Genomic DNA, 20,061 nt, shown 5'->3' with positions numbered 1-20,061 from the left:
GTGTGGACCGCCCCCGTCGCCGGCCACGGCAGACCCGACGCGGCGGCGCGACGCCGACCCCCGCCCTTGACATTCCCACTGATCAGGCGAGACTTCCGGGGTGGCCGCCGCCGACGATCGCGCTCCGGCGGCCCGGACCGCAGGCCGGCCCGGGCCGCCGGGACAGCCACGGCCTGATCCTCGGTCCGGGCCACCCGGTCAGCCGCAGCCGGAGTCGCGGCCCGGGCCACCCGGTCAGCCGCAGTCGCGGTCCGGGCAGCCGGAGTCGCGGCCCGGGCCACCCGGTCAGCCGCGGCCGGGCGTACCGGGACCGACCCCCGCCCCCCAGCCCCGGGCGCGGATCGTGCTGGCGGAGGTGTCCCGCCGGGAGGACCGGGCGGAACGCACCCGCGCCGAACTGGCCCAGCAGACCCGGGTCGGCGACGCGCTCGTCCGGGGCCTGGTCCGGGCCCAGCTCGCGCTGGCCCTGCGGCTGTCCCTGGTGGTGGCGATCGGGCTGGGCGGGCTGCCGTGGCTGTTCGCCATCGCGCCGGACGTCGGCCGGATCACCGTGCTCGGCGTCAACCTGCCCTGGCTGCTGCTCGGCGTGGCCTCGTTCCCGTTCCTGATCGCGATCGGCTGGGCGTACGTGCGGCTGGCCGAGCGCAACGAGCAGGACTTCACCGACCTCGTCCAGCGGCCGGAGCGCTGAGGTGGGCAACGATCTCGTCGTGCCCGCGATCGTGGCGGTCACCCTGGTCACCGTCGGCATCGGCTTCTACGGGCTGCGGCTGGCGCGCACCACCTCCGACTTCCTGGTCGCCTCGCGGGCGATCAGCCCGACCTGGAACGCGGCCGCCATCGGCGGGGAGTACCTGTCGGCGGCGAGCTTCCTCGGCGTCGCCGGGCTGATCCTCAAGTACGGCGTCGACGTGCTCTGGTACCCGGTGGGCTTCGCCGCCGGCTACCTCGCGCTGCTGCTCTTCGTGGCCGCGCCGCTGCGCCGCTCCGGCGCGTTCACCCTGCCGGACTTCTGCGAGCTGCGGCTCGGCTCGCGCCGGCTGCGCACCCTCGCCACCGTCTTCGTGATCTTCATCGGGTGGCTCTACCTCGTGCCGCAGCTCCAGGGGGCGGGGCTGACGCTGGCCACGGTGACCGGCTCGCCGTACCCCCTGGGGGCCCTGCTGGTGGCCGTGGTGGTCACCGCGAACGTGGCGCTCGGCGGCATGCGCGCGATCACCTTCGTGCAGGCCTTCCAGTACTGGCTGAAGCTGACCGCGCTCGCCGTACCCGCGATCTTCCTGGCGTTGCAGTGGCAGGCCGACGCCCGCCCGGCGGTGACCCCGCCCGACGGGCCGGCGTTCCGGACCGCGACCACCGTCGTGGTCGAGCACCGCGCGACCCTCACCCTCCCCGACGGTCGGATCCTCCAGGTACGCCCCGGCGACGAACTCTCCTTCGCCGCCGGTGATCCGGTGCCGGAGGTGTCCGGGGTGGCCACGGACGCCGCCGACTGGCTGCTGCCCAGCGCCGCCGGGGACGACGACCGGGGCCTGTTCGCCACCTACTCGCTGATCCTGGCCACCTTCCTCGGCACCATGGGGCTGCCGCACGTGCTGGTGCGCTTCTACACCAATCCCGACGGCGCGGCCGCCCGGCGCACCACGCTGGTGGTGCTCGCCCTGGTCGGCGCGTTCTATCTGCTGCCCACCATCTACGGCGTGCTCGGCCGGATCTACACCCCGCAACTGCTGGTCACCGGCCAGACCGACGCGGTGGTGGTGCTGCTGCCCGGCGCGGCGCTCGGCGACGGCACCACCGGCCGGCTGCTCGCCGCGCTGGTCGCCGCCGGTGCGTTCGCGGCCTTCCTCTCCACCTCGTCGGGGCTGCTCACCAGCGTCGCCGGGGTGATCTCGACGGACGTGCTGGGGCGCGGCTCCGTACGCGGCTTCCGCCTCGCCACGGTGATCGCCGGCGGCGTCCCGGCGGTGCTCGCGCTCAACCTCGCCGGGCTGGACGTGTCGCAGGTCGTCGGGCTGGCCTTCGCGGTCGCCGCGTCCAGCTTCTGCCCGCTGCTGGTGCTCGGCATCTGGTGGCGCGGCCTGACCGACCTGGGCGCCGCCGCCGGGATCCTGGTCGGCGGCGGCGCGGCGGTCGGCGCGGTGCTGGTCACGGTGCTCGGCCCGCCGCTGTCCGGCTGGCCGGCCACGCTCACCGCGCAGCCGGCCGCCTGGACGGTGCCGCTGGCCTTCACCGTGATGGTGGCGGTCTCGGTGGCGACCCGCCGCCGGGCGCCGGCCGACATCGGGGCCACCATGCTGCGCCTGCACGCCCCGGAGGCCCTGCGGCTGTAGGGCGGCGCCCGGGCGTAAGACGGTCGTCGGCAGGCGACGGTGCCGGGACGGGGCCGATCCGCCGCCCGGCACCGCTCCCACGATGTCCGCCTGCGGGATGACCAGGGGATCATCCTGCGGCCGGACCGCTTGCCGGCGGACGCCGGATACGGTCGGTGACATGACTGCCGAGCACCCCGCGCTCTCCCTTCGTGGCCTGGCCAAACAGTTCGACGGCAAGGTCGCGGTGGCCGGTGTCGACCTCGACGTCCCCGCCGGCTCGTTCTACGGCCTGCTCGGCCCGAACGGGGCGGGGAAGACGACCACCCTGTCGATGGCGGTGGGGCTGCTCCGGCCCGACGCCGGCGGGGCGCGGGTGCTCGGGCACGACGTCTGGGCCGACCCGGTGCGGGCGAAGCGGCTGCTCGGCGTGATGCCGGACGGCGTACGGCTCTTCGACCGGCTCAGCGGCGCGGAACTGCTCGCGTACCACGGTCTGCTGCGGGGGATGGACCCGGCGGTGGTCGACCAGCGGGCGGCGGAGCTGCTGGACGTGCTCGCGCTCGGCGACGCCGGCCGGACGCTGGTGGTCGACTACTCGGCGGGCATGAAGAAGAAGATCGGCCTGGCCTGCGCGCTGCTGCACGGGCCCCGGCTGCTGGTGCTGGACGAGCCCTTCGAGGCGGTCGACCCGGTCTCGGCCGCGCTGATCCGGGACATCCTGCAGCGGTACGTCACCGGCGGCGGCACGGTCGTCTTCTCCAGCCACGTGATGGAGGTCGTCGAGCGGCTCTGCTCGCACGTGGCGATCCTGGCGGCGGGCACGATCAAGCGCGTCGGCCCGATCGAGGAGGTACGCGGCGGCCGCTCGCTGGAGCAGGTCTTCGTCGAGGTGGTCGGCGGCCGTACGGCGACCGGCGAGGAGTTGGCGTGGCTGTCTCGGTGAGCGACCCGGCCGGGGCCGTCCGGCGGGTCTCCCCCTGGCACTTCGTCCGCCTCAAGCTGCGGGTGATGGGCAACAACTTCCGGGGCCAGGGCTGGCGGGTCGCGCTCTTCGTGGCCGGCGTGGTGGGCGGGCTCTGGTTCGCCGGCACCGGCTTCTTCCTCTTCGCCGCGCCCGGCCTGGCCGACGAGGGGCGCTACGCGCTGATGGTCGCCGCGTTCGGCGGGGGCCTGACGGTGCTCGGTTGGCTGCTGCTGCCGCTGGTCTTCTTCGGGGTGGACGAGACGCTGGACCCGGCCCGGTTCGCGCTGCTGCCGCTGTCCCGCCGCACGCTCGTCACCGGGCTCTTCGCCGCCGCCCTCGTCAGCGTCCCCACGATCGCGGTGCTGCTGGCCCTGTGCGGGCTGGTGGTCACCGCCGGGGCGCTCGGCGGCTGGCTCGCCGCCGTGGTCGCCGCGCTCGGCGTGGCCGCCGGGCTGTTGCTCTGCGTCGCCGCGGCCCGGGCGGTCACCAGCGCGTTCGCCACCGCGCTGCGCTCGCGCCGGGTCCGCGATCTCGCCGCCGTGCTGCTCGCCGTGCTCGCCGCGTTGATCGGGCCGTTGCAGCTGCTGGGCGTCGCCGCGCTCGCCGACACCGACTGGGACCGGCTCGACGGCGTGGCCGAGGTGGTCGGCTGGACCCCGTTCGGCGCGCCCTGGACCGCCGGCATCGACGTGGCCGAGGGCCGCCCCTGGGCGGCGCCGGTGAAGCTGCTGATCACGGCGGCGACGATCGTCGCGTTGCTGGCCTGGTGGTCCCGCTCGCTGGAGTCGGCGATGGTGGGCGCGGCCAGCGCCGGCCCGGCCAGCGCCCAGCGCGGCGTGACCGGCGGGGCGGTCGCCCAGCTCTTCCCGAGGGCGGTCGGTTGGGCCCCGCGCGACCGGTTCGGCGCCCTCGTCGCCCGCGAGGCCCGCTACTGGTGGCGGGACGCCCGCCGCCGGGCCAACCTGATCACCGTCGCCGTCGTCGGCCTCTTCGTGCCGGTCATGGTCAACCTGGGTGGCTCGGGCTTCACCGTCGACAGCGCGGAGGGCTTCACGGCCAGTCCCGACTCGTCGCCGCTGCTGTCGAGCCTGTCGATGCTCTTCGTCGGGCTGCTCGCCGCCGTCACCCTCGCCAACCAGTTCGGCTTCGACGGCAGCGCGTACGCGGCGAACGTGGTGGCGGGTGTCCCCGGCCAGCAGGAGCTGCGCGCCCGGATGGCCGCGTTCTCGATCTACGTGCTGCCGATGCTGGCGGTGATCTCCGTGGTCGTCGCGGTGGTAATCGGCGAGCCAGGTCGGATCGGGCTGATGGCGGGCACGCTGACCGCCACCTACGGCGCGGGGCTGGCGGTGAACTGCTTCGTGTCGGTGCTCGGGGCGTACTCGCTGCCGGAGACGAGCAACCCGTTCGCCCTGAACAGCGGCGCCGGGATCGCGAAGAGCTTCCTCACCCTGCTGGCGATGCTCGCCACGGCGGTGGCGGCGGTGCCGATGGTGGTGGCCGCCGCGCTGCTCGGCGACGTCTGGCTGTGGCTGGCCCTGCCGCTCGGCGCGGCGTACGGGCTGGGCGCGGCGCTGCTCGGCGCGTACCTGGCCGGCGACGTGCTGGACCGCCGCATGCCAGAGCTGCTCGCCACGGTGACTCCGCGCCGCTGACACCCGACTCCGTCGGGCCGCAACCCCCGGCGCCCCCACGGGGTGTGCTGGTCAGACACCGCGCGTCCGGCACGGTGGACCAGCAGGGGAGGCGCCATCGTGATGGTGCGACAGCACGACCCCGGCGACATCCGGGAAGGGCTGTCTCCCACGGCCACGGGGGCCGTGGGAGACAGCTTCGAGGAGTTCTACGCGGCCAACTTCCAGGCGCTGACGCTCCAGTTGTACGCGTACACGGCCGACGTGGGCCAGGCGCAGGACGCGGTGCAGGAGGCGTTCAGCCGGGCCTGGGCCCGCTGGGACCGGCTGGTCCGTTACGAGCGGCCGGCGGCGTGGGTGCGCGCCGTCGCCATGAACGTGGTGCGCAACCGCTGGCGTCGGCTCCGCGCCGCCCGCGCCCATGCGCGGTACCGCCAGGAGCAGACGGTCGAGGGGCCGGGACCGGACCGCGTCGCGCTGGCCCACGCCCTGGCCGGACTGCCCGAGACCCAGCGCCGGGCGGTCGTGCTGTTCCACGTGGCGGACCTCAGCATCGCCGACATCGCCGAGCAGGAGGGCGTCGCCCCGGGGACGGTGAAGTCCTGGCTGCACCGGGGCCGGGCCGCGCTCGCCGCCGAACTCTCCGAGCCGAGGACGGAGGATCCCCATGTCTGAGCACGAGAGCACGCCCGAACTGGACGGCGTCTTCACCGCCTTCCGGGCCGGCGGGCCGCTGGTGGTGCCGCCCGGCGCCGGAGCCGCCCGCGCGGTCGCCCGGCGCCGCCGCACGAACCGGGTGGTGGCGACCGGCTTGATCGCCGCCGCGCTGGCGGCCACGCCGGTGCTGGCCAACGCGTGGGCCGCCCCGGACACGCCGACGCAGCCGGCGCAGACCGGCGCTCCGGCGCCCACCTCACCCCCGACGACCACCCCCTCCGTGCCGTCACCGTCGGCGACGTCGGCCTCCGCCGCGCCGCCGGACGGCCGGATCGGCGCGAAGGAACTCGGGAACGCCACCCTCGACCTGCCGGCCTGGCCCGCGTACCTGGCGGACAAGTGCCCGTCGGGTCGCGTCAGGTTCAGAGACGGCAGCGCGCGGCGGTCGCCGGACGCCGAACTCGACGTCCGCATCCTCCAGGTCGTCCACGCCGACCTCGACCGCGACGGCGCGCGGGAGACGGCGGCGCTGCTCAACTGCAGCGGCCAGGAGATGAGTGAGTCCCGGGTGCTGGCCTTCGACCGGGACAGGTCGGGGACGATCGAGACGATGGGCCTGGTCGTCGCGCAGACCGGCGAACCCTGGCCGCCGGCGCCGGACACCATCGCCGGAATCCGGCGGATCCGCGTGGCCGGCTCGGCGATCGAGGCGGAGGTGACCGACCTGGGGCAGGAGGGCCTTCCCGCGAGCCTCGCCCAGCACCAGTGGCGGGCGTACTCCTGGTCGGGTCGCGGCTTCGTCCAGTCGGGAGGGCCCACCGTCTTTCCCGCCAACCCCCGGATCACCGATCTGTGGGTCCGCGGCGAGGACCTGCTGCTGACGCCGGCGGACGCGGACCGGGCGACGTTCGTCCTACGACTGTCGGCCGGTAACCGGGGACCGCAGCGGGCGGCCGACCCGCAGCTCAGGGTGGTCCTGCCGGCGGGGTCCACCGTCACCTCGCTGCCCCCGGGCTGCACGAGCTCGGGCACCACGCACACCTGCCGGCTGAAGGCGCTGGCGGTAGGCGAATTCGTGAACATCGATCTACCCGTCTCGGTTCGCCGGTCCGAGGTGGGCGTGGGCAGGGTCGGCGAGTACTCGGCGACGGTGGCCTGGACCGACCGCGACGGGGCGGCCTATCCGGAGCCGCCGGGCGGGCACAAGGACAACTCGATCACTCGCGAGGTGGCGGTGAGCGAGTAGCCCGCCGCGACCGACCGCCCGGCGACCCGTGCCGTACGGGTTGCCGGGCGGCGGCACAATGGCCTGATGCCCGTCGTCGAGGCGGTGGCGACCGTGCCGGTGCCACCCGAGCTGGCCTTCGCCGTCTCCCAGACCACCGCGCCGGTGCGCTACCGCTGGGATCCGTTCGTGCGGAAGCAGCACTTCACCGACGGGGCGACCCGGCCCGGCAAGGGGGTGCGCACCTTCACCCGGTCGCGGCACGGGCTGGTCATGGTCAGCGAGTACGTGTCGTGGGCGCCGCCGAGCCACGTCGGCATGAAGATGGTGCGCGGGCCGTGGTTCTTCGAGATGTTCGCGGGCGGCTGGCGGTTCGCGCCCGCCCCGGAGCCCGGCTCCACCGTCGCCACCTGGCGATACAGCTTCCGCTGCCGGCCGGCGTTCCTCCGCCCGGTGGCGGAGCGGATCGGCGGGTGGCTGCTGCGCCGCGACATCCGCCGCCGCATCGCCGGCTACGCCGCCGGCTGCGCGGACCCGGAGGTGCTGGCCGCCGCCCGCCGGTCACTGGCCGCCGACGACGACTGAGCGCGGGTACGCCCCGCAGGTGGTGTCGCGACACGTGGCGGACCGGGAGCGGGCGGGGGATCGGTCGCCGGTGCGGGTGGCGGTGAGCGCCCCGGGGCCGCTCGGCCGGTGTGGGTGGCGGTGGTCGCACCGGGGCCGCTCGGCCGGTGTGGGTGGCGGTGAGCGCCCCGGGTCGCTCAGCCGGCGTGGGTGGGCGGTGATCGCTCCCCGGCGCTCAGCCGGCCCGGGTCGACCGGAGCACCCCCACGAACGACCGCCAGGCGTCGGGGCGGAACGCGAGGGTCGGGCCGGAGCGGTCCTTGCTGTCGCGCACCAGCACCGCACCGGGAAGGTTGTCGGCCACCTCCACGCAGTTGCCGCCGGTGTCGCCGGAGCGGGTCGACGTTCGCCAGTGGGGCTCGGCAGCGGTCATGACGTCACCTTCAGCTTTCGGATCAGATCCAGCGAGGCGGTCGTGGACAGCGCTTCGCCGAGCACGCTATCCCACTTCCGGTCGATGAGGCCGACCGTCTCGGGGTCGTTCACGACGTGTCCCCGGGCGGCGTTCTCCAGGTAGACCGCTCGCTCGCCGTCCGCCAACTCGGCCAGCACGAAGCCGCCGGTGAGGCCGACGTGCTCGCCGACGCTGAGCGGCACGACGTGCAGCCGGACGTTCGGCAGCTCGGCGGCCTCCAGGAGCCGCCCGATCTGCGCGTCGAGCACGGCCGGGCCGCCGACCGGGCGGCGCACCGCCGTCTCGTCCAGCAGGAAGACGGTCTGCGGTGGAGTCGCCTGGCGCAGCAACTCCTGGCGTTCCAGCCGGATCGCGACCAGTTCGTCCACGGCCGCGGGCGGATGCAGGCCACCGGCCGAGATGACCGCCTGCGCGTACTCCTCGGTCTGGAGCAGCCCCGGCACCAGGCAGGGCTCGAAGGCCCGCAGCCGGGTCGCCTCCTGCTCGTAGCCCCGCCAGGGCGCGAACCAGGAGGGGCCGCGCTCGCGGTCGGCCGCCTTGAGCAGCTCGGCGAGGAGGCCGCCGGTGTGCAGCGCCTCGTCGGCGGCGACGGCGAACTCCATCGTGGGCCGACGGCGGCCGGTCTCGATGGCGGCGATCAGCGACGGGCTCCACCTGACCAGCGCGGCCAGGCCCTCCTGGGAGACGTCGGCGCCGGCCCGGGCCGCCTTGAGCGCCCGGATCCACATGTCGAAGTTCATCACCCACCCACTCGGTAAGTATGCGAACGCGTTCCGTAGTAACCGCTGGCATCCTCCCCTGTCCGGGCCGGCGAGTCCAGGGTGGAGGACACGCGGCCCGGCTGGTGGAGGCACGACCCGGCGGCCGGTCCTGCGTCGGGCCGCCCCGGTCAGTCCCCCGGCCGGGGCGGCCCTCGCCTCGGTCGATCCCCACGACCGGGGCGGTTCCCGTCCCGGCCGGCCCCCTGGCCGGGACGGTTGCCGATGTGGAGGAGGGCAGCCATGTTCGACCCGTTCCGGAGGCGGACAGCAGGCGCAGGCCTGGCGGGTGAACGGTGGTCGCTGGTGATCGGAGTTCCCGCTTCCGCCGCCACCCCCGCCGACGGTCGAGATCTTGGACGGAAAGGGCCCCTGGAAGAGCCGAAAACGTCCAAGATCTCAAGCGGCGGTCCCGCTCGGCGGGGGGGAGGCGCCGGTGAGCCGATTCGTTCCGCACGTGCCGATGCGACCGCTCTGGCGGTGCCGAGCCTGCGGCGCACCCTGGCCGTGCCAGCCGGCCCGGCTCGCGCTGCTGGCGCGGTACCGGTCGGACCGCCCGGCGCTGATGATCTACCTCGGCACGTTGCTGACCGAGGCGGCCGGGCAGCTCGCCCAGCTCAACGGGCACACCCCGCCGGCCGACCTGCACGACCGCTTCCTCGGCTGGGCGCGTGCCCGGGTGCCCGGGGACGGACGGGCCGGGAAGTGCACCCGCCACGACGCGGTCCAGGCCCGCCGGGGTGGGGTGGGCGGCACAATGTTTCACGTGAATCATGAGCCGGGCGTCGAGATCCACCACACCGACCCGTTCGCCGTGCCCGCCGGGCAGCGCTCCCCCGTACGCCGGCTGCGGGGCCGGCTGGCGTCGCCGGTGACGCTCTGGACGGCGCCCGGGCCGGCGGGCCTCACCGTGTCGTCGACGCTGGTCGCGGAGGGCGAGCCGGACCGGCTGCTCGGCCTGGTCGACCCGGAGTCGGACCTGTGGGCGGCGGTGGAGTCGGCCGGCCGCTTCGCGGTGGCCCCGCTGAACCCGTCGCACCGGCAGCTCGCGGACCGGTTCGCCGGCCTCTTCCCGTCACCCGGCGGCCTCTTCGCCACCGGCGCGTGGACCGAGACGCCCTACGGCCCGGTGCCGGCCGACGCGGGCGGCTGGGCGGGGTGCCGGCTCGACGCCGCCCGCGAGTACGGCTGGGGCCTGCTGGTGGAGGCCACCATCGAGGCCGTCGAGCTGGCGGAGGAGACGGACCCGCTGCTGCACTACCGGGGCCGCTACCGCGAGCTGACCTGACCGCGAGGCAGGTCGGGCCGGGCGACCAGCCGTCGCGCCCGGCGGACCGCTCGACCGGCCCACCCACCCGGCCACTCGACCGCTCGACCGGCCCGGACGCCCGCTGGACCGACCCGCACGGCCCGGGCGACCAGCCGTCGCGCCGGGCGGACCGTTAAACGGAGTGAGCTGCGTCACTCGGCGCAGCCATCGTGCCGTTCGGCGCAGCCGCCGACCGCCGTCGATCTCGCCCTTCCGTGGCGGGGAGCGCGCTTTCTACCGTGCGCGAAACTCCCCACGCCTGTGAAGGTGGTGATCCACAAATGTCCACGGACACACCCGCGTCCGCGCCCTCCGCCTCGGCGGCGGACCGGTACCTCGCCGTACAACGCTCGGACGAGTTCGCCGGGTTGCGTCGCGCGCTACGCGGCTTCGTCTTCCCGATGACCGTCGCGTTCTTCCTGTGGTACGCGCTCTACGTGATCCTGTCCGCGTACGCGCGGGACTTCATGGGCACGAAGCTCTTCGGCAGCAACATCAACGTCGCCCTCGTCTTCGGCCTGCTCCAGTTCGTCTCCACCTTCGTCATCGCCTGGCTCTACGCCCGGTACGCCGACCGGAAGATCGACCCGGTCGCCGACCGGATCCGCGCCGAGATCGGGGAGGTGAAGCATGAACACGGTCCTCGCGGCTGAGGCGGGCGACACCACCGCCCGCAACCTCACCATCACGCTGTTCCTGGTCTTCGTGGCGGTGACCCTGGCCATCACCATCTGGGCCAGCCGGCAGACCAAGACCGCCACCGACTTCTACGCCGGCGGCCGGTCCTTCTCCGGCTTCCAGAACGGCATGGCGATCGGCGGCGACTACATGTCGGCCGCCTCGTTCCTCGGCATCGCCGGCATCATCGCCCTCTACGGCTACGACGGCTTCCTCTATTCCATCGGCTTCCTGGTCGCCTGGCTGGTGGCCCTGCTGCTGGTCGCGGAGCTGCTGCGGAACTCGGGCCGCTACACGATGGCCGACGTGCTGGCCTTCCGGATGCGCCAGCGCCCGGTCCGGACCGCCGCGGCGGTCTCCACCATCACCGTGTCGGTCTTCTACCTGCTGGCCCAGATGGTGGGCGCCGGCGCGCTGGTGGCGCTGCTGCTCGGCATCAAGCCGGGTACCACCTTCCTCGGCATGGACGCGGACACCGCCAAGGTCGCCACCATCATCATGGTCGGCGCCCTGATGATCATCTACGTCACGGTGGGCGGCATGAAGGGCACCACCTACGTGCAGATCGTCAAGGCGTTCCTGCTGATGGGCGGCGCGCTGGTGATGACCCTGCTGGTGCTGGCGAAGTACAAGTTCAACCTGTCGTCGCTGCTCGGCGACGCCGCCTCGGCCTCCGGCAAGGGCAGCGCGTTCCTCGAACCCGGGCTGCGCTACGGCGTCGAGGTCGCGGGCAACCCGACGCAGACGTTCTACAACAAGATGGACCTGCTCTCGCTCGGCATCGCGCTGGTGCTCGGCACGGCCGGCCTGCCGCACATCCTGATCCGCTTCTACACCGTCCCGACGGCCAAGGCGGCCCGCAAGAGCGTGCTCTGGGCGATCGGCATCATCGGCACCTTCTACCTGCTGACCCTGGCGCTCGGCTTCGGCGCGGCGGCGCTGGTCGGCAGCGAGGCGATCACCGCCCAGGACAAGGCCGGCAACACGGCGGCCCCGCAGCTCGCCGAGGCGCTCGGCGTCGACTTCCTCGGCGGCGACCTGGGCGGGGCGACCCTGCTCGCGATCATCGCGGCGGTCGCCTTCGCCACGATCCTGGCCGTGGTGGCCGGCCTGACCCTGGCGTCGTCGTCCAGCCTCGCGCACGACTTCTACGCCAACGTGATCAAGAACGGGAGCGCGTCCGAGCGGCAGGAGGTGCGGGTCGCCCGGGTCTCCGCCCTGGTGATCGGCGCGATCTCGATCGTACTGTCGATCTTCGCGCAGAACCTGAACGTGGCCTTCCTGGTGGCGCTGGCCTTCGCGGTGGCCGCCTCGGGCAACCTGCCGGCGATCCTCTACAGCCTGTTCTGGAAGCGGTTCAACACCTCGGGCGCGGTCTGGGCCATCTACGGCGGCCTGCTCTCCGCCGTGCTGCTGGTGTTCTTCTCGCCAGTGGTCTCCGGGGCCGCGACGTCCATGTTCCCCGAGCAGGACTGGCAGTGGTTCCCGCTGTCCAACCCGGGCATCCTCTCCATCCCGTTCGGCTTCCTCTGCGGCTGGCTCGGCACCGTGCTGTCGAAGGAGCGGGACGAGGAGAAGTACGCCGAGCTGGAGGTGCGCGCGCTCACCGGCGCCGGCGCCCACTGATCCCCGCCCGACTGATCCCATCCGACGGAGGGGCTCCCGACACCCCGGGGGCCCCTCCCGCCACGCCCGGTGCGGGGTCGGGGCGATGGGTAGGCTGACCGGCATGAACGTTGCTGCGCGCTTCGGCCCCGGTCACCGCATCCTCGTCACCGGCGGCGCCGGTTTCGTACCGTCACACCTGGTGGACGCGCTGATCGCCCGCGGCTGCACGGTGGTCGCGCTGGACAACTTCGTCACCGGGTCGAAGGAGAACGTCGCCCACCTGGTGGACGAGTCGAGGTTCACGCTTGTCGAGGCCGACATCTCCGACGGGCTGCCGACCCACCACCCGGCCCTGGCCGAGCGGTTCGACGCCATCCTGCACATGGCCTCCCCGGCCAGCCCGACGGACTTCGAGAAGCTGCCGGTGGAGATCCTCCGGGTCGGCTCGGTGGGCACCCTGCACCTGCTGGACCGCGCGGTCGCCGACGGCGCCCGGTTCCTGATGGCGTCGACCTCCGAGGCGTACGGGGACCCGAAGGAGCACCCGCAGCGCGAGACGTACTGGGGCAACGTCAACCCGATCGGCATCCGCAGCGTCTACGACGAGGCCAAGCGCTTCTCCGAGGCCGCCACGATGGCCTACCACCGCAGCCGAGGGCTGGACGCCGCGATCGTGCGGATCTTCAACACGTACGGCCCGCGGATGCGGCCGGACGACGGCCGCGCCATCCCGACGTTCATCTCCCAGGCGCTGCGCGGCGAGCCGATCACCGTGCACGGCACCGGCAACCAGACCCGCTCGATCTGCTACGTGGCCGACCTCGTGCGCGGCATCCTGCTGCTGCTCGACTCCCGCGAGACGGGGCCGATCAACTGCGGCACCGAGCACGAGATGAGCATGCGGGAACTCGCCGAGACGATCGTGTCGCTCTGCGGCAGCAGCTCCGAGGTGACCTACATCACCCGCAGCGCCGACGACCCCGAGATGCGCCGCCCCGACCTGACCCTCGCCCGCGAACTGCTCGGCTACGAGCCGACCGTCGCGCCCGAAGACGGTCTCCGGCGCACGATCGAGTACTTCCGCGAGCGGCTAGGGTAACCGCTCGCCCGGGCGTCGCCGCCAAACGCCGGCTGCGCCTGGAGGCGACAGTGGCTTGACGTACGTACCCTGAGTTACATGTCAGCGACCACGCCCGCCGGTGTTCCGCTCCCGTACCTGCACCGCAGCGCCGGGCGCGCGTCGGTGCCCGGCTCCGGCCGGGACGCCACCGGCCGCGCCCGGTCGGCCGAGACCCGCTGGTACCCGCCGGCCGACGAGCCCCGGGCCGGCGGGCCGGGTGGCCCGTCGGGGCCGGACGGTCCCGGTCGGTTCGGCGGCCCCGGCGGTCCCGACCGCCCGGGGCGGGGCGGCGCACGGCCCCGGTGGGGCCGGATCGGCCTGGTGGCCGGCGTGGCCGTGCTGGTGCTCGCGCTGCTCGGCGGGGCCGGCGCCTGGTTCTACGCCCGGAGCCTCAACGACGACCTGGCCCGCACCGACCCGTTCTCGGAGATCACCGGGGGGCGGCCCGCCAAGGCGGTGGACGGCGCGCTGAACATCCTGCTCGTCGGCAGCGACTCGCGGGACCCGGACGCCCCGGTGGACCAGTCCAGCAAGTGGCGGGCCGACACGATCATCGTGATGCACATCCCGTCCGACCATCAGCGGGCCTACCTGGTCTCCATCCCCCGCGACCTCTACGTGCCGATCCCCGAGAGCGCCAACGCGGAGTGCGGGTCCGGCCAGCGCGGCAAGATCAATGGCGCGTTCGCGTTCGGCGGGCTGCCGCTGGCCGTACGGACGGTGGAGTGCTTCACCGACGTGCGGCTCGACCACGTGATGGCCATCGACTTCGCCGGCTTCAAGCAGGTCACCGACGCCCTCGGCGGCGTCGACCTGAAGGTCGAGCGGACGATCACCTCGATCCACAAGCCGTACCGGACGTTCACCAAGGGCACCAACCACATGAACGGCGCCGAGGCCCTGGACTGGATCCGGCAGCGCAAGCAGTTCCCGGACGGCGACTTCGCCCGGATGCGCCACCAGCAGGAGTTCCTGCGCGCCCTGATGGACAAGGCGGCGAGCACCGGCACGCTCACCAATCCGAAGAAGCTCAACGACTTCCTCAAGTCGGTCACCGCCGCGGTCACCGTCGACCAGGGTTTCTCGCTGGTCGACATGGCGGTGCAGTTCCGCAACCTGCGGGGCGAGAACCTCACCTTCGTCACCAGCCCGCACGTCGGCAGCCAGACCATCAACGGGGAATCGGTGGTGGTCTCCGACAAGGAGAAGGCGCTGGCGATGTACAAGGCGATGTCCGCCGACACCATGACCGCGTGGGTCGAGGCCAACCAGAAGGCCGACGGCGGCAAGGGAAATTGAGCAGCGGCGGCACAGGCCGGCCCCCGCCCGGATCGACAGTCGTCGTCCCGGGTCGGGGGCCGGCTTTCGGTTTCCTGTGAGCCAACCGCCGACCGGTCGTATCGATTTGTACGTTCGGTCAGTTTCCCTGGATGACGGCCGGGACAACGGCAATTGGCGGCCGGACGAACTACCCAGGACGAAAAAGCGTCCGTAAAGTGATCCCGCCCCTTCATCACGCGAGCTGGAGCACGCATGCCGGTTCAGACCAGCCGTCGCCCTCCGGCGCTGGAGTCCACCCGCGGCCCCGCACGGGTCGCACCGACGATCCCGACCCAGCCGGGGAAGGGCGGAAAGACGGGCGGCGGGCCCGCGAAGAAGCGGCCGCGCCGCAAGGACCCGCTCTGGGCCCGGCTCACCCTGGTCTTCGGCGCCGTGCTGATGATGCTCGCGGGCGTCGCCATCGTCGGCAGCAAGGCGTTGATCAGCGAGGCCACCGGCAACATCGCCCAGCGCAACCTGCTCGGCGACGCGGGCAAGTCGGATGCCGAGGGCGGCGCCACGCTGGACGGCCCGATCGACATGCTGCTGCTCGGCGTGGACGCCCGGGAGCGGTGGGCGGCCGACGACGTCCGGGCGGACAGCATCATCGTGCTGCACATCCCGGCCACGCACGACCAGGCCTACCTGATCTCGATCCCCAGAGACACCGCGGCGGAGATCCCGGGCCACGGGACCGACAAGATCAACGCCGCGTTCCAGTTCGGCGCCCGGAACGGGGGCGGCTGGGAGGGCGGCGCGCAGCTGATGGCCAAGACGATCAAGAAGATGACCGGCGTCAGCTTCGACGGCGCCGCGATCATCAACTTCGGCGGCTTCAAGAACGTCATCGACACCCTCGGCACGGTGCGCATCTGCGTCAAGCAGGAGGTCAAGTCGATCCACATGTCGTACGTCGACGGCAAGCCGATGTGGAACGCGGACGCCAAGAAGACCGGCAAGAAGATGACGCCCGTCGTGCACAAGAAGGGCTGCCGGGAGATGGAGGGCTGGGCGGCGCTGGACTACTCCCGGCAGCGCAAGTCCCTCAAGAACGGCGACTACGACCGGCAGCAGAACCAGCAGCAATTGATCAAGGCGATGGCCAAGAAGGCCACCCAGGACGGCACGCTGACCAACCCGCTCAAACTCAACCAGTTGATCAAGGCGGCCGGCAAGGCGTTCATCCTCGACACCGGCGGCGTGCCGATCGCCGACTTCATCTTCACGATGCGCGGCGTCACCGGCAACGACCTGGTCATGCTCAAGACCAACGGCGGCACCTTCCACGGCGACGGCGTCCGGGAGACGCTGAGCCCGCAGACGATGGAGATGTTCCAGGCGGTCAAGCGGGACAAACTGGCCGAATTCGTCTTCGCCAACCCCGGAGTGATCTCCAGCCGGGAATAGCGCCCGCCGCAGCGACGCATCGGCTCGACGGGAGCGGCTCCGGCGGCGCACCGGTCCGGGCGGGCGCGCATGACCGCCAGCATCAGCGGGCCGGTCAGCAGGCCGGCCCGCGGCGATCCCCGCGAACCGGCCCCGGCCGGCCGGTCGGCCCCCTAGCCTGACGTGAGAAGGATTCACGTACGGGCCCACGGGGAGGAGCCACGTCCAGATCGGCACGCGACGGTCGGGCACGGACCGGGGCCGACGCCCGGGCCGCCCGGCCGCGCCGTGCCCGCTGGCCCCGCGTCCTGCTCGGCCTCGGCCTGGCCCTCGTGCTGCTGACCGGGCTCGCCGTGGTGGGCCTGCGGACGCTGACCGACCGGTACGAACGCACGGTCGTCCGGGAGCAGTTGCTCGACCCCACCGCCCGCCGGGCGCGGACCGACCCCGACGGGCCGCTGAACTACCTGTTGGTGGGGACCGACCGGTGGCAGAGCGGCAGCGCGGCGGACCGGCGGTCGGACACCATCCTCATCGTGCACGTGCCGGCCGGCGGACGGGAGGCGTACCTCGTCTCCGTCCCCCGCGACCTGCTGGTCACCATTCCGCCGGGCAACGGCTTCGGCGGCGGCCAGGACAAGATCAATTCGGCGTACGAGCACGGCGGGGGCGGCCAGCCGGGCACCCGGCTGCTCTCGGCCACCCTGGCCCGGCTGACGGGAATCCGCTTCGACGGCGCGGCCCTGATCGACTTCTCCGGCTTCCGCAAGGTCATCGACCTGCTCGGCGGCGTACGCATGTGCGTGGACACCGAGGTCCGCTCGATCCACACCGACCGGGTCTTCCACCCCGGCTGCCAGCAGATGGACGGCGGCGAGGCGCTGGACTACGTCCGCCAGCGCTACGACCTGCCGGGCGGCGACTACGACCGGCAACGGCACCAGCAGCAGTTGCTCCGGGCCGTGCTGGAGCGCACGAGCGAGACGTCGCTGCGGAGCAATCCCGTCAAGCTCGACCAGGTGATCCGGGCGGTGGGCGGCTCGCTGACCGTGGACACCAACGGCGTACCGCTGGAGGACCTCGTCCTCGCCCTGCGCGACCTGCCGGCCGACGCGCTGCGCGGCGTGCAGGTCCCGTCGCACCCGCAGATGATCGACCAGGTGTCGTACGTGGTCCTCGACAACGGCGGCAACGGGCTGTTCGAGGCGGTACGCGGCACCCGCGTCCCCGAGTGGGCCCGGGCCAACCCCCGGTGGGTCACGCCACTGTGACGTCCCGGACGGCCCCCCGACGGCCGGCCGGACGAGGATCTACGCTTGGCGCGTGTTCGGACCCCAGGTTCCCACCGTGACCGTGACCGAGATCGCCGACGACACCTACCTGCTCGACGTCCGGGAGGACGACGAGTGGGCGGCCGGCCACGCCCCCGGCGCACACCACCTGCCGATGATGGAGCTGCCGGCCCGGATCGCCGAGGTGCCCGCCGACCGCGACGTCGCCGTCATCTGCCGCTCCGGCGGGCGCTCCGCCCAGGTCGTCGCCTACCTGATGCGCAACGGCTGGGACCAGGTGCGCAACGTCGAGGGCGGGATGGGCGAATGGGCCGCCGCCGGGCGACCCGTCGTCGGCGAGAACGGGCAGCCGGGCCGGGTCCTGTAGGGCGGGCGGCATGGGCGACCCCCTGGTCTTCGCGCACCGCGGCTCGTCGTACGACCTGCCCGAGCACACCCTGGCCGCCTACCTGCGCGCCCTCGACGAGGGCGCCGACGGGCTGGAGTGCGACGTCCGGCTGACCCGGGACGGGCACCTGGTCTGCGTGCACGACCGCCGGCTCGACCGCACCAGCAACGGCCACGGCCTGGTCAGCACGCGTACCCTCGCCGAACTGGAGGCGCTGGACTTCGGCTCCTGGCACCCCGGCTGCGTGCCGGCCGACGGCGACGAGGTGCTGGACGACTCGCACACCCGGCTGCTCACCCTGGAACGGCTGCTCGACGCCGTGCTCGCCGCCGGGCGGCCGGTCCGGCTCCTGATCGAGACGAAACACCCCTCCCGCTACGGCGGCGACGTCGAGCGCAAGCTCGTCGCGATGCTGCGCCGGTACGGCCTGACGGAGCCGAAAGCGGACGATCCCGTACAGGTCACCGTGATGTCGTTCTCTCCGCTGGCCGTACGCCGGACGCGGGAGCTGGCACCGGCGCTGCCCACGGTGCTGCTGCTGGAGGTGCTGCCGCGCTGGCTGCGGCTGGGGCGGCTGCCGTTCGGCGCCCGCATCGCCGGGCCCGGCGTCGCCCTGGTGCGGGCCCGCCCGCAGCTCGTGCCCGCGCTGCGGGCGGCGGGCAACCAGGTCTACGTGTGGACGGTGAACACACCGGCCGACCTGGACCTCGTCCTGGCCGCCGGGGTGGACGGCGTCATCACCGACCGGCCGGCGCAGGCGCTGGCCCGGCTGGGCCGCTGACCGCTGACCGCCGGCTGCCGGGCTGCCGGGCCGACGCGAGCGGGAATCGCGGCGCGGGCGACCGGTGAGCGGGATCCCGCCGGGCAGGGGTGTCCGGAAGGCGACCATCGGGGCACACTCGGGGCATGCCGGAGCGCACCGATCTCTCCGCTCTCATCGCCGGCCACACCGCGGTGATCGAGTCCGTCAACTCCGGCGACGCCGGCGTCCCCGTCCTCACCCGGCTGCTCCGGGTGGTCCAGTCGGCGCTCGACGCCGCCGGCATGGCCTTCGTCGAGTTCACGCCTGCCGGAGGGCGGGTGATCGCCGCCACCGGCGCCGCCGAGTGGACCATCGGCCGCCCCGTCCCGCCCGACGACCCGACCGTCGGCTGCCTCCTCTCCGGCCCTCGCGCGTGCCAGGTCCGCACCGACCAGCTCGCCGGCAAGCTCGCCGGTGAGCTGGCCGGCCGCGGCCTGCTGCGGATGGTGGTCTCCCGCGCGGAGGTCGGCGGGCTGACCGTCGGCAGCCTGCACGCGTTCGACCCGGGCGGGACCGACGCGCGGGACACCGCCTCGCACGACGTGATGAGCTACACCGCCTCCTGCATCGCGCACCTGTACGGCGACCAGAGCGGGCTGCCCGTGCACGGCGACGGCCCCGTCGTGGCCGCGCTGGCCGACGGGCTGGCCGTGGTCGACCGGGACGGCAACGTGCGCCTCTGGAACCCGGCCGCCGCCCAGGTCATCGGCCGTTCCCCGGCCGAGGCGCTCAACCGGCCGCTGCCCTTCCCGCTGCCGCCGTCCGGGCAGGTGCTCGACCACCGGCTACCGGACGGCCGCTGGCTCAGGATCACCTCGGGGGAGCTGCCCGGTCCCGGCACCCAGCACGTGGTGACCTTCCGCGACGTCACCGACCAGCAGCGGCGCGACCACGACCGGGACCTCTTCGTCGCGGTGACCAGCCACGAGCTGCGTACGCCGGTGACCGTGATCAAGGGCTACGCCGACACGCTCACCGACCACTGGGAGTCGCTGACCGAGACCGACCGGAGGCAGGCCGCACGGGTGATCGGGCAGCGCGCCAACGAGCTGGCCCGGCTGGTCGACCGGCTGCTCTCCTCGGCCGCCGAGGCGGGGCCGGGCGACGAGCCACCCGCCCCGTACGACCTCGCCGGGGCGCTGCGCGCGGCGGTGGCCGACCTGCCGGCGGAGCTGCGGCACCGGCTCGTCCTCGACCTCCCGCCCGGCCTGCCCAGGGCGCTCGGCCACCGGCCGAGCCTGGCCACCGTGCTGACGGAGCTGTGCACGAACGCCGGCAAGTATTCCCCGCCCGACTCCCCCATCGAGATCAGCGCGGCGGCGGACGCGGCGACCGTCTGCCTCCGGGTCGGCGACCGGGGCATCGGCATCCGGCCGGAGCACGTGGAGCGGGCGTTCGACCGGTTCTGGCAGGGGGAGTCGGGCGACCGCCGGCGCTATCCGGGGGCCGGCCTCGGCCTCTATCTCGTCCGCCGGATCGTTGAACAGCAGAATGGCTGGGTATTCCTCCGGCCGAGGGCCGGTGGCGGTACGGTCGCAGAGGTGCGGCTGCCCCGCGGGTGACCGG

19 protein-coding genes are annotated in these 20,061 nt (G+C 73.4%); 17 read left to right on the top strand and 2 right to left on the bottom strand.

Translation table 11 applies throughout. From position 1 onward, the window contains the following. Positions 1-340: 340 nt before the first annotated feature. From GA0070606_RS16770 to GA0070606_RS16740, 7 genes are all read left to right on the top strand, one after another. On the top strand, positions 341-691 hold the full coding sequence (locus GA0070606_RS16770) for a DUF485 domain-containing protein (protein ID WP_091107826.1): 351 nt from the start codon (positions 341-343) through the stop codon (positions 689-691). A 1-nt stretch (position 692) separates the two neighbouring features. Continuing rightward, on the top strand, positions 693-2,333 hold the full coding sequence (locus tag GA0070606_RS16765; RefSeq protein ID WP_091100844.1) for a sodium/solute symporter: 1,641 nt from the start codon (positions 693-695) through the stop codon (positions 2,331-2,333). A gap of 160 nt (positions 2,334-2,493) precedes the next feature. Continuing rightward, positions 2,494-3,258: an ABC transporter ATP-binding protein gene (locus tag GA0070606_RS16760; RefSeq protein WP_091100841.1), complete on the top strand. Its 765-nt coding sequence runs from the start codon at positions 2,494-2,496 to the stop codon at positions 3,256-3,258. After that, a complete protein-coding gene (locus GA0070606_RS16755; protein WP_091100837.1) occupies positions 3,243-4,934 on the top strand; it encodes an ABC transporter permease in 1,692 nt (563 codons plus the stop codon). The genes GA0070606_RS16760 and GA0070606_RS16755 overlap by 16 nt, the downstream gene beginning before the upstream one ends. Before the next feature lie 99 nt (positions 4,935-5,033). Further along, on the top strand, positions 5,034-5,588 hold the full coding sequence (locus GA0070606_RS16750) for a SigE family RNA polymerase sigma factor (RefSeq protein ID WP_091100834.1): 555 nt from the start codon (positions 5,034-5,036) through the stop codon (positions 5,586-5,588). Then, positions 5,581-6,816, top strand: coding sequence for a hypothetical protein (locus GA0070606_RS16745; RefSeq protein WP_091100831.1), 1,236 nt, complete (start codon positions 5,581-5,583; stop codon positions 6,814-6,816). The genes GA0070606_RS16750 and GA0070606_RS16745 overlap by 8 nt, the downstream gene beginning before the upstream one ends. Before the next feature lie 66 nt (positions 6,817-6,882). Beyond that, positions 6,883-7,380, top strand: a complete 498-nt coding sequence (locus GA0070606_RS16740; protein ID WP_091100828.1) for an SRPBCC family protein — start codon at positions 6,883-6,885, stop codon at positions 7,378-7,380. A 214-nt stretch (positions 7,381-7,594) separates the two neighbouring features. Here the strand turns inward: GA0070606_RS16740 and GA0070606_RS16735 are convergent, their stop codons facing one another. Together GA0070606_RS16735 and GA0070606_RS16730 are read right to left on the bottom strand one after the other, a co-directional pair. Further along, on the bottom strand, positions 7,595-7,792 hold the full coding sequence (locus tag GA0070606_RS16735; RefSeq protein WP_091100825.1) for a DUF397 domain-containing protein: 198 nt from the start codon (positions 7,790-7,792) through the stop codon (positions 7,595-7,597). After that, positions 7,789-8,574, bottom strand: coding sequence for a helix-turn-helix domain-containing protein (locus GA0070606_RS16730; RefSeq protein WP_091100821.1), 786 nt, complete (start codon positions 8,572-8,574; stop codon positions 7,789-7,791). The genes GA0070606_RS16735 and GA0070606_RS16730 overlap by 4 nt, the downstream gene beginning before the upstream one ends. A gap of 481 nt (positions 8,575-9,055) precedes the next feature. Between GA0070606_RS16730 and GA0070606_RS16725 the strand changes: the two genes are divergently transcribed. The 10 genes from GA0070606_RS16725 (at position 9,056) to GA0070606_RS16680 (ending at position 20,057) form a co-directional block, all read left to right on the top strand. Beyond that, entirely contained in the window at positions 9,056-9,880 is an 825-nt protein-coding gene (locus GA0070606_RS16725; protein ID WP_091100817.1) for a flavin reductase family protein, read from the top strand. A gap of 302 nt (positions 9,881-10,182) precedes the next feature. Continuing rightward, positions 10,183-10,554: a DUF485 domain-containing protein gene (locus GA0070606_RS16720; RefSeq protein WP_091100814.1), complete on the top strand. Its 372-nt coding sequence runs from the start codon at positions 10,183-10,185 to the stop codon at positions 10,552-10,554. Then, complete coding sequence (locus GA0070606_RS16715; RefSeq protein ID WP_091100811.1) at positions 10,532-12,205, top strand: solute symporter family protein; 1,674 nt, start codon at positions 10,532-10,534, stop codon at positions 12,203-12,205. Before GA0070606_RS16720 ends, GA0070606_RS16715 begins: the two co-directional genes overlap by 23 nt. A 103-nt stretch (positions 12,206-12,308) precedes the next feature. Beyond that, on the top strand, positions 12,309-13,286 hold the full coding sequence (locus GA0070606_RS16710) for a UDP-glucuronic acid decarboxylase family protein (RefSeq protein ID WP_091100809.1): 978 nt from the start codon (positions 12,309-12,311) through the stop codon (positions 13,284-13,286). A gap of 78 nt (positions 13,287-13,364) precedes the next feature. Next, complete coding sequence (locus GA0070606_RS16705; RefSeq protein ID WP_091100806.1) at positions 13,365-14,606, top strand: LCP family protein; 1,242 nt, start codon at positions 13,365-13,367, stop codon at positions 14,604-14,606. Positions 14,607-14,840: 234 nt separating this feature from the next. Next, entirely contained in the window at positions 14,841-16,034 is a 1,194-nt protein-coding gene (locus tag GA0070606_RS16700; RefSeq protein WP_091100802.1) for an LCP family protein, read from the top strand. Between the two features lie 311 nt (positions 16,035-16,345). Then, the gene (locus tag GA0070606_RS16695) at positions 16,346-17,284 is read left to right on the top strand and encodes an LCP family protein (RefSeq protein ID WP_091100799.1); all 939 of its coding nucleotides are present in this window, start codon (positions 16,346-16,348) and stop codon (positions 17,282-17,284) included. A 52-nt stretch (positions 17,285-17,336) separates the two neighbouring features. After that, the gene (locus GA0070606_RS16690) at positions 17,337-17,672 is read left to right on the top strand and encodes a rhodanese-like domain-containing protein (protein ID WP_091100794.1); all 336 of its coding nucleotides are present in this window, start codon (positions 17,337-17,339) and stop codon (positions 17,670-17,672) included. Positions 17,673-17,682: 10 nt separating this feature from the next. Then, complete coding sequence (locus GA0070606_RS16685) at positions 17,683-18,474, top strand: glycerophosphodiester phosphodiesterase (RefSeq protein ID WP_091100792.1); 792 nt, start codon at positions 17,683-17,685, stop codon at positions 18,472-18,474. 125 nt (positions 18,475-18,599) lie between these two features. After that, positions 18,600-20,057, top strand: a complete 1,458-nt coding sequence (locus tag GA0070606_RS16680) for a sensor histidine kinase (protein ID WP_091100788.1) — start codon at positions 18,600-18,602, stop codon at positions 20,055-20,057. Positions 20,058-20,061: the final 4 nt, after the last annotated feature.

Origin of the sequence: Micromonospora citrea, assembly GCF_900090315.1 — a bacterium.
GTDB lineage: Bacteria > Actinomycetota > Actinomycetes > Mycobacteriales > Micromonosporaceae > Micromonospora > Micromonospora citrea.
Note: the sequence above shows the minus strand (reverse complement) of the source record. Positions and strands in the feature narration are given on the sequence as shown.

What these genes read in the sequence shown, in the direction of transcription:
- GA0070606_RS16760 (WP_091100841.1), top strand. Translation starts at nt 2,494, where the DNA reads ATGACTGCCGAGCACCCCGCGCTCTCCCTTCGTGGCCTGGCCAAACAG.
- GA0070606_RS16745 (WP_091100831.1), top strand. Translation starts at nt 5,581, where the DNA reads ATGTCTGAGCACGAGAGCACGCCCGAACTGGACGGCGTCTTCACCGCC.
- GA0070606_RS16740 (WP_091100828.1), top strand. Translation starts at nt 6,883, where the DNA reads ATGCCCGTCGTCGAGGCGGTGGCGACCGTGCCGGTGCCACCCGAGCTG.
- GA0070606_RS16735 (WP_091100825.1), bottom strand. Translation starts at nt 7,792, where the DNA reads ATGACCGCTGCCGAGCCCCACTGGCGAACGTCGACCCGCTCCGGCGAC.
- GA0070606_RS16730 (WP_091100821.1), bottom strand. Translation starts at nt 8,574, where the DNA reads ATGAACTTCGACATGTGGATCCGGGCGCTCAAGGCGGCCCGGGCCGGC.
- GA0070606_RS16725 (WP_091100817.1), top strand. Translation starts at nt 9,056, where the DNA reads ATGCGACCGCTCTGGCGGTGCCGAGCCTGCGGCGCACCCTGGCCGTGC.
- GA0070606_RS16720 (WP_091100814.1), top strand. Translation starts at nt 10,183, where the DNA reads ATGTCCACGGACACACCCGCGTCCGCGCCCTCCGCCTCGGCGGCGGAC.
- GA0070606_RS16715 (WP_091100811.1), top strand. Translation starts at nt 10,532, where the DNA reads ATGAACACGGTCCTCGCGGCTGAGGCGGGCGACACCACCGCCCGCAAC.
- GA0070606_RS16710 (WP_091100809.1), top strand. Translation starts at nt 12,309, where the DNA reads ATGAACGTTGCTGCGCGCTTCGGCCCCGGTCACCGCATCCTCGTCACC.
- GA0070606_RS16705 (WP_091100806.1), top strand. Translation starts at nt 13,365, where the DNA reads ATGTCAGCGACCACGCCCGCCGGTGTTCCGCTCCCGTACCTGCACCGC.
- GA0070606_RS16700 (WP_091100802.1), top strand. Translation starts at nt 14,841, where the DNA reads ATGCCGGTTCAGACCAGCCGTCGCCCTCCGGCGCTGGAGTCCACCCGC.
- GA0070606_RS16685 (WP_091100792.1), top strand. Translation starts at nt 17,683, where the DNA reads ATGGGCGACCCCCTGGTCTTCGCGCACCGCGGCTCGTCGTACGACCTG.
- GA0070606_RS16680 (WP_091100788.1), top strand. Translation starts at nt 18,600, where the DNA reads ATGCCGGAGCGCACCGATCTCTCCGCTCTCATCGCCGGCCACACCGCG.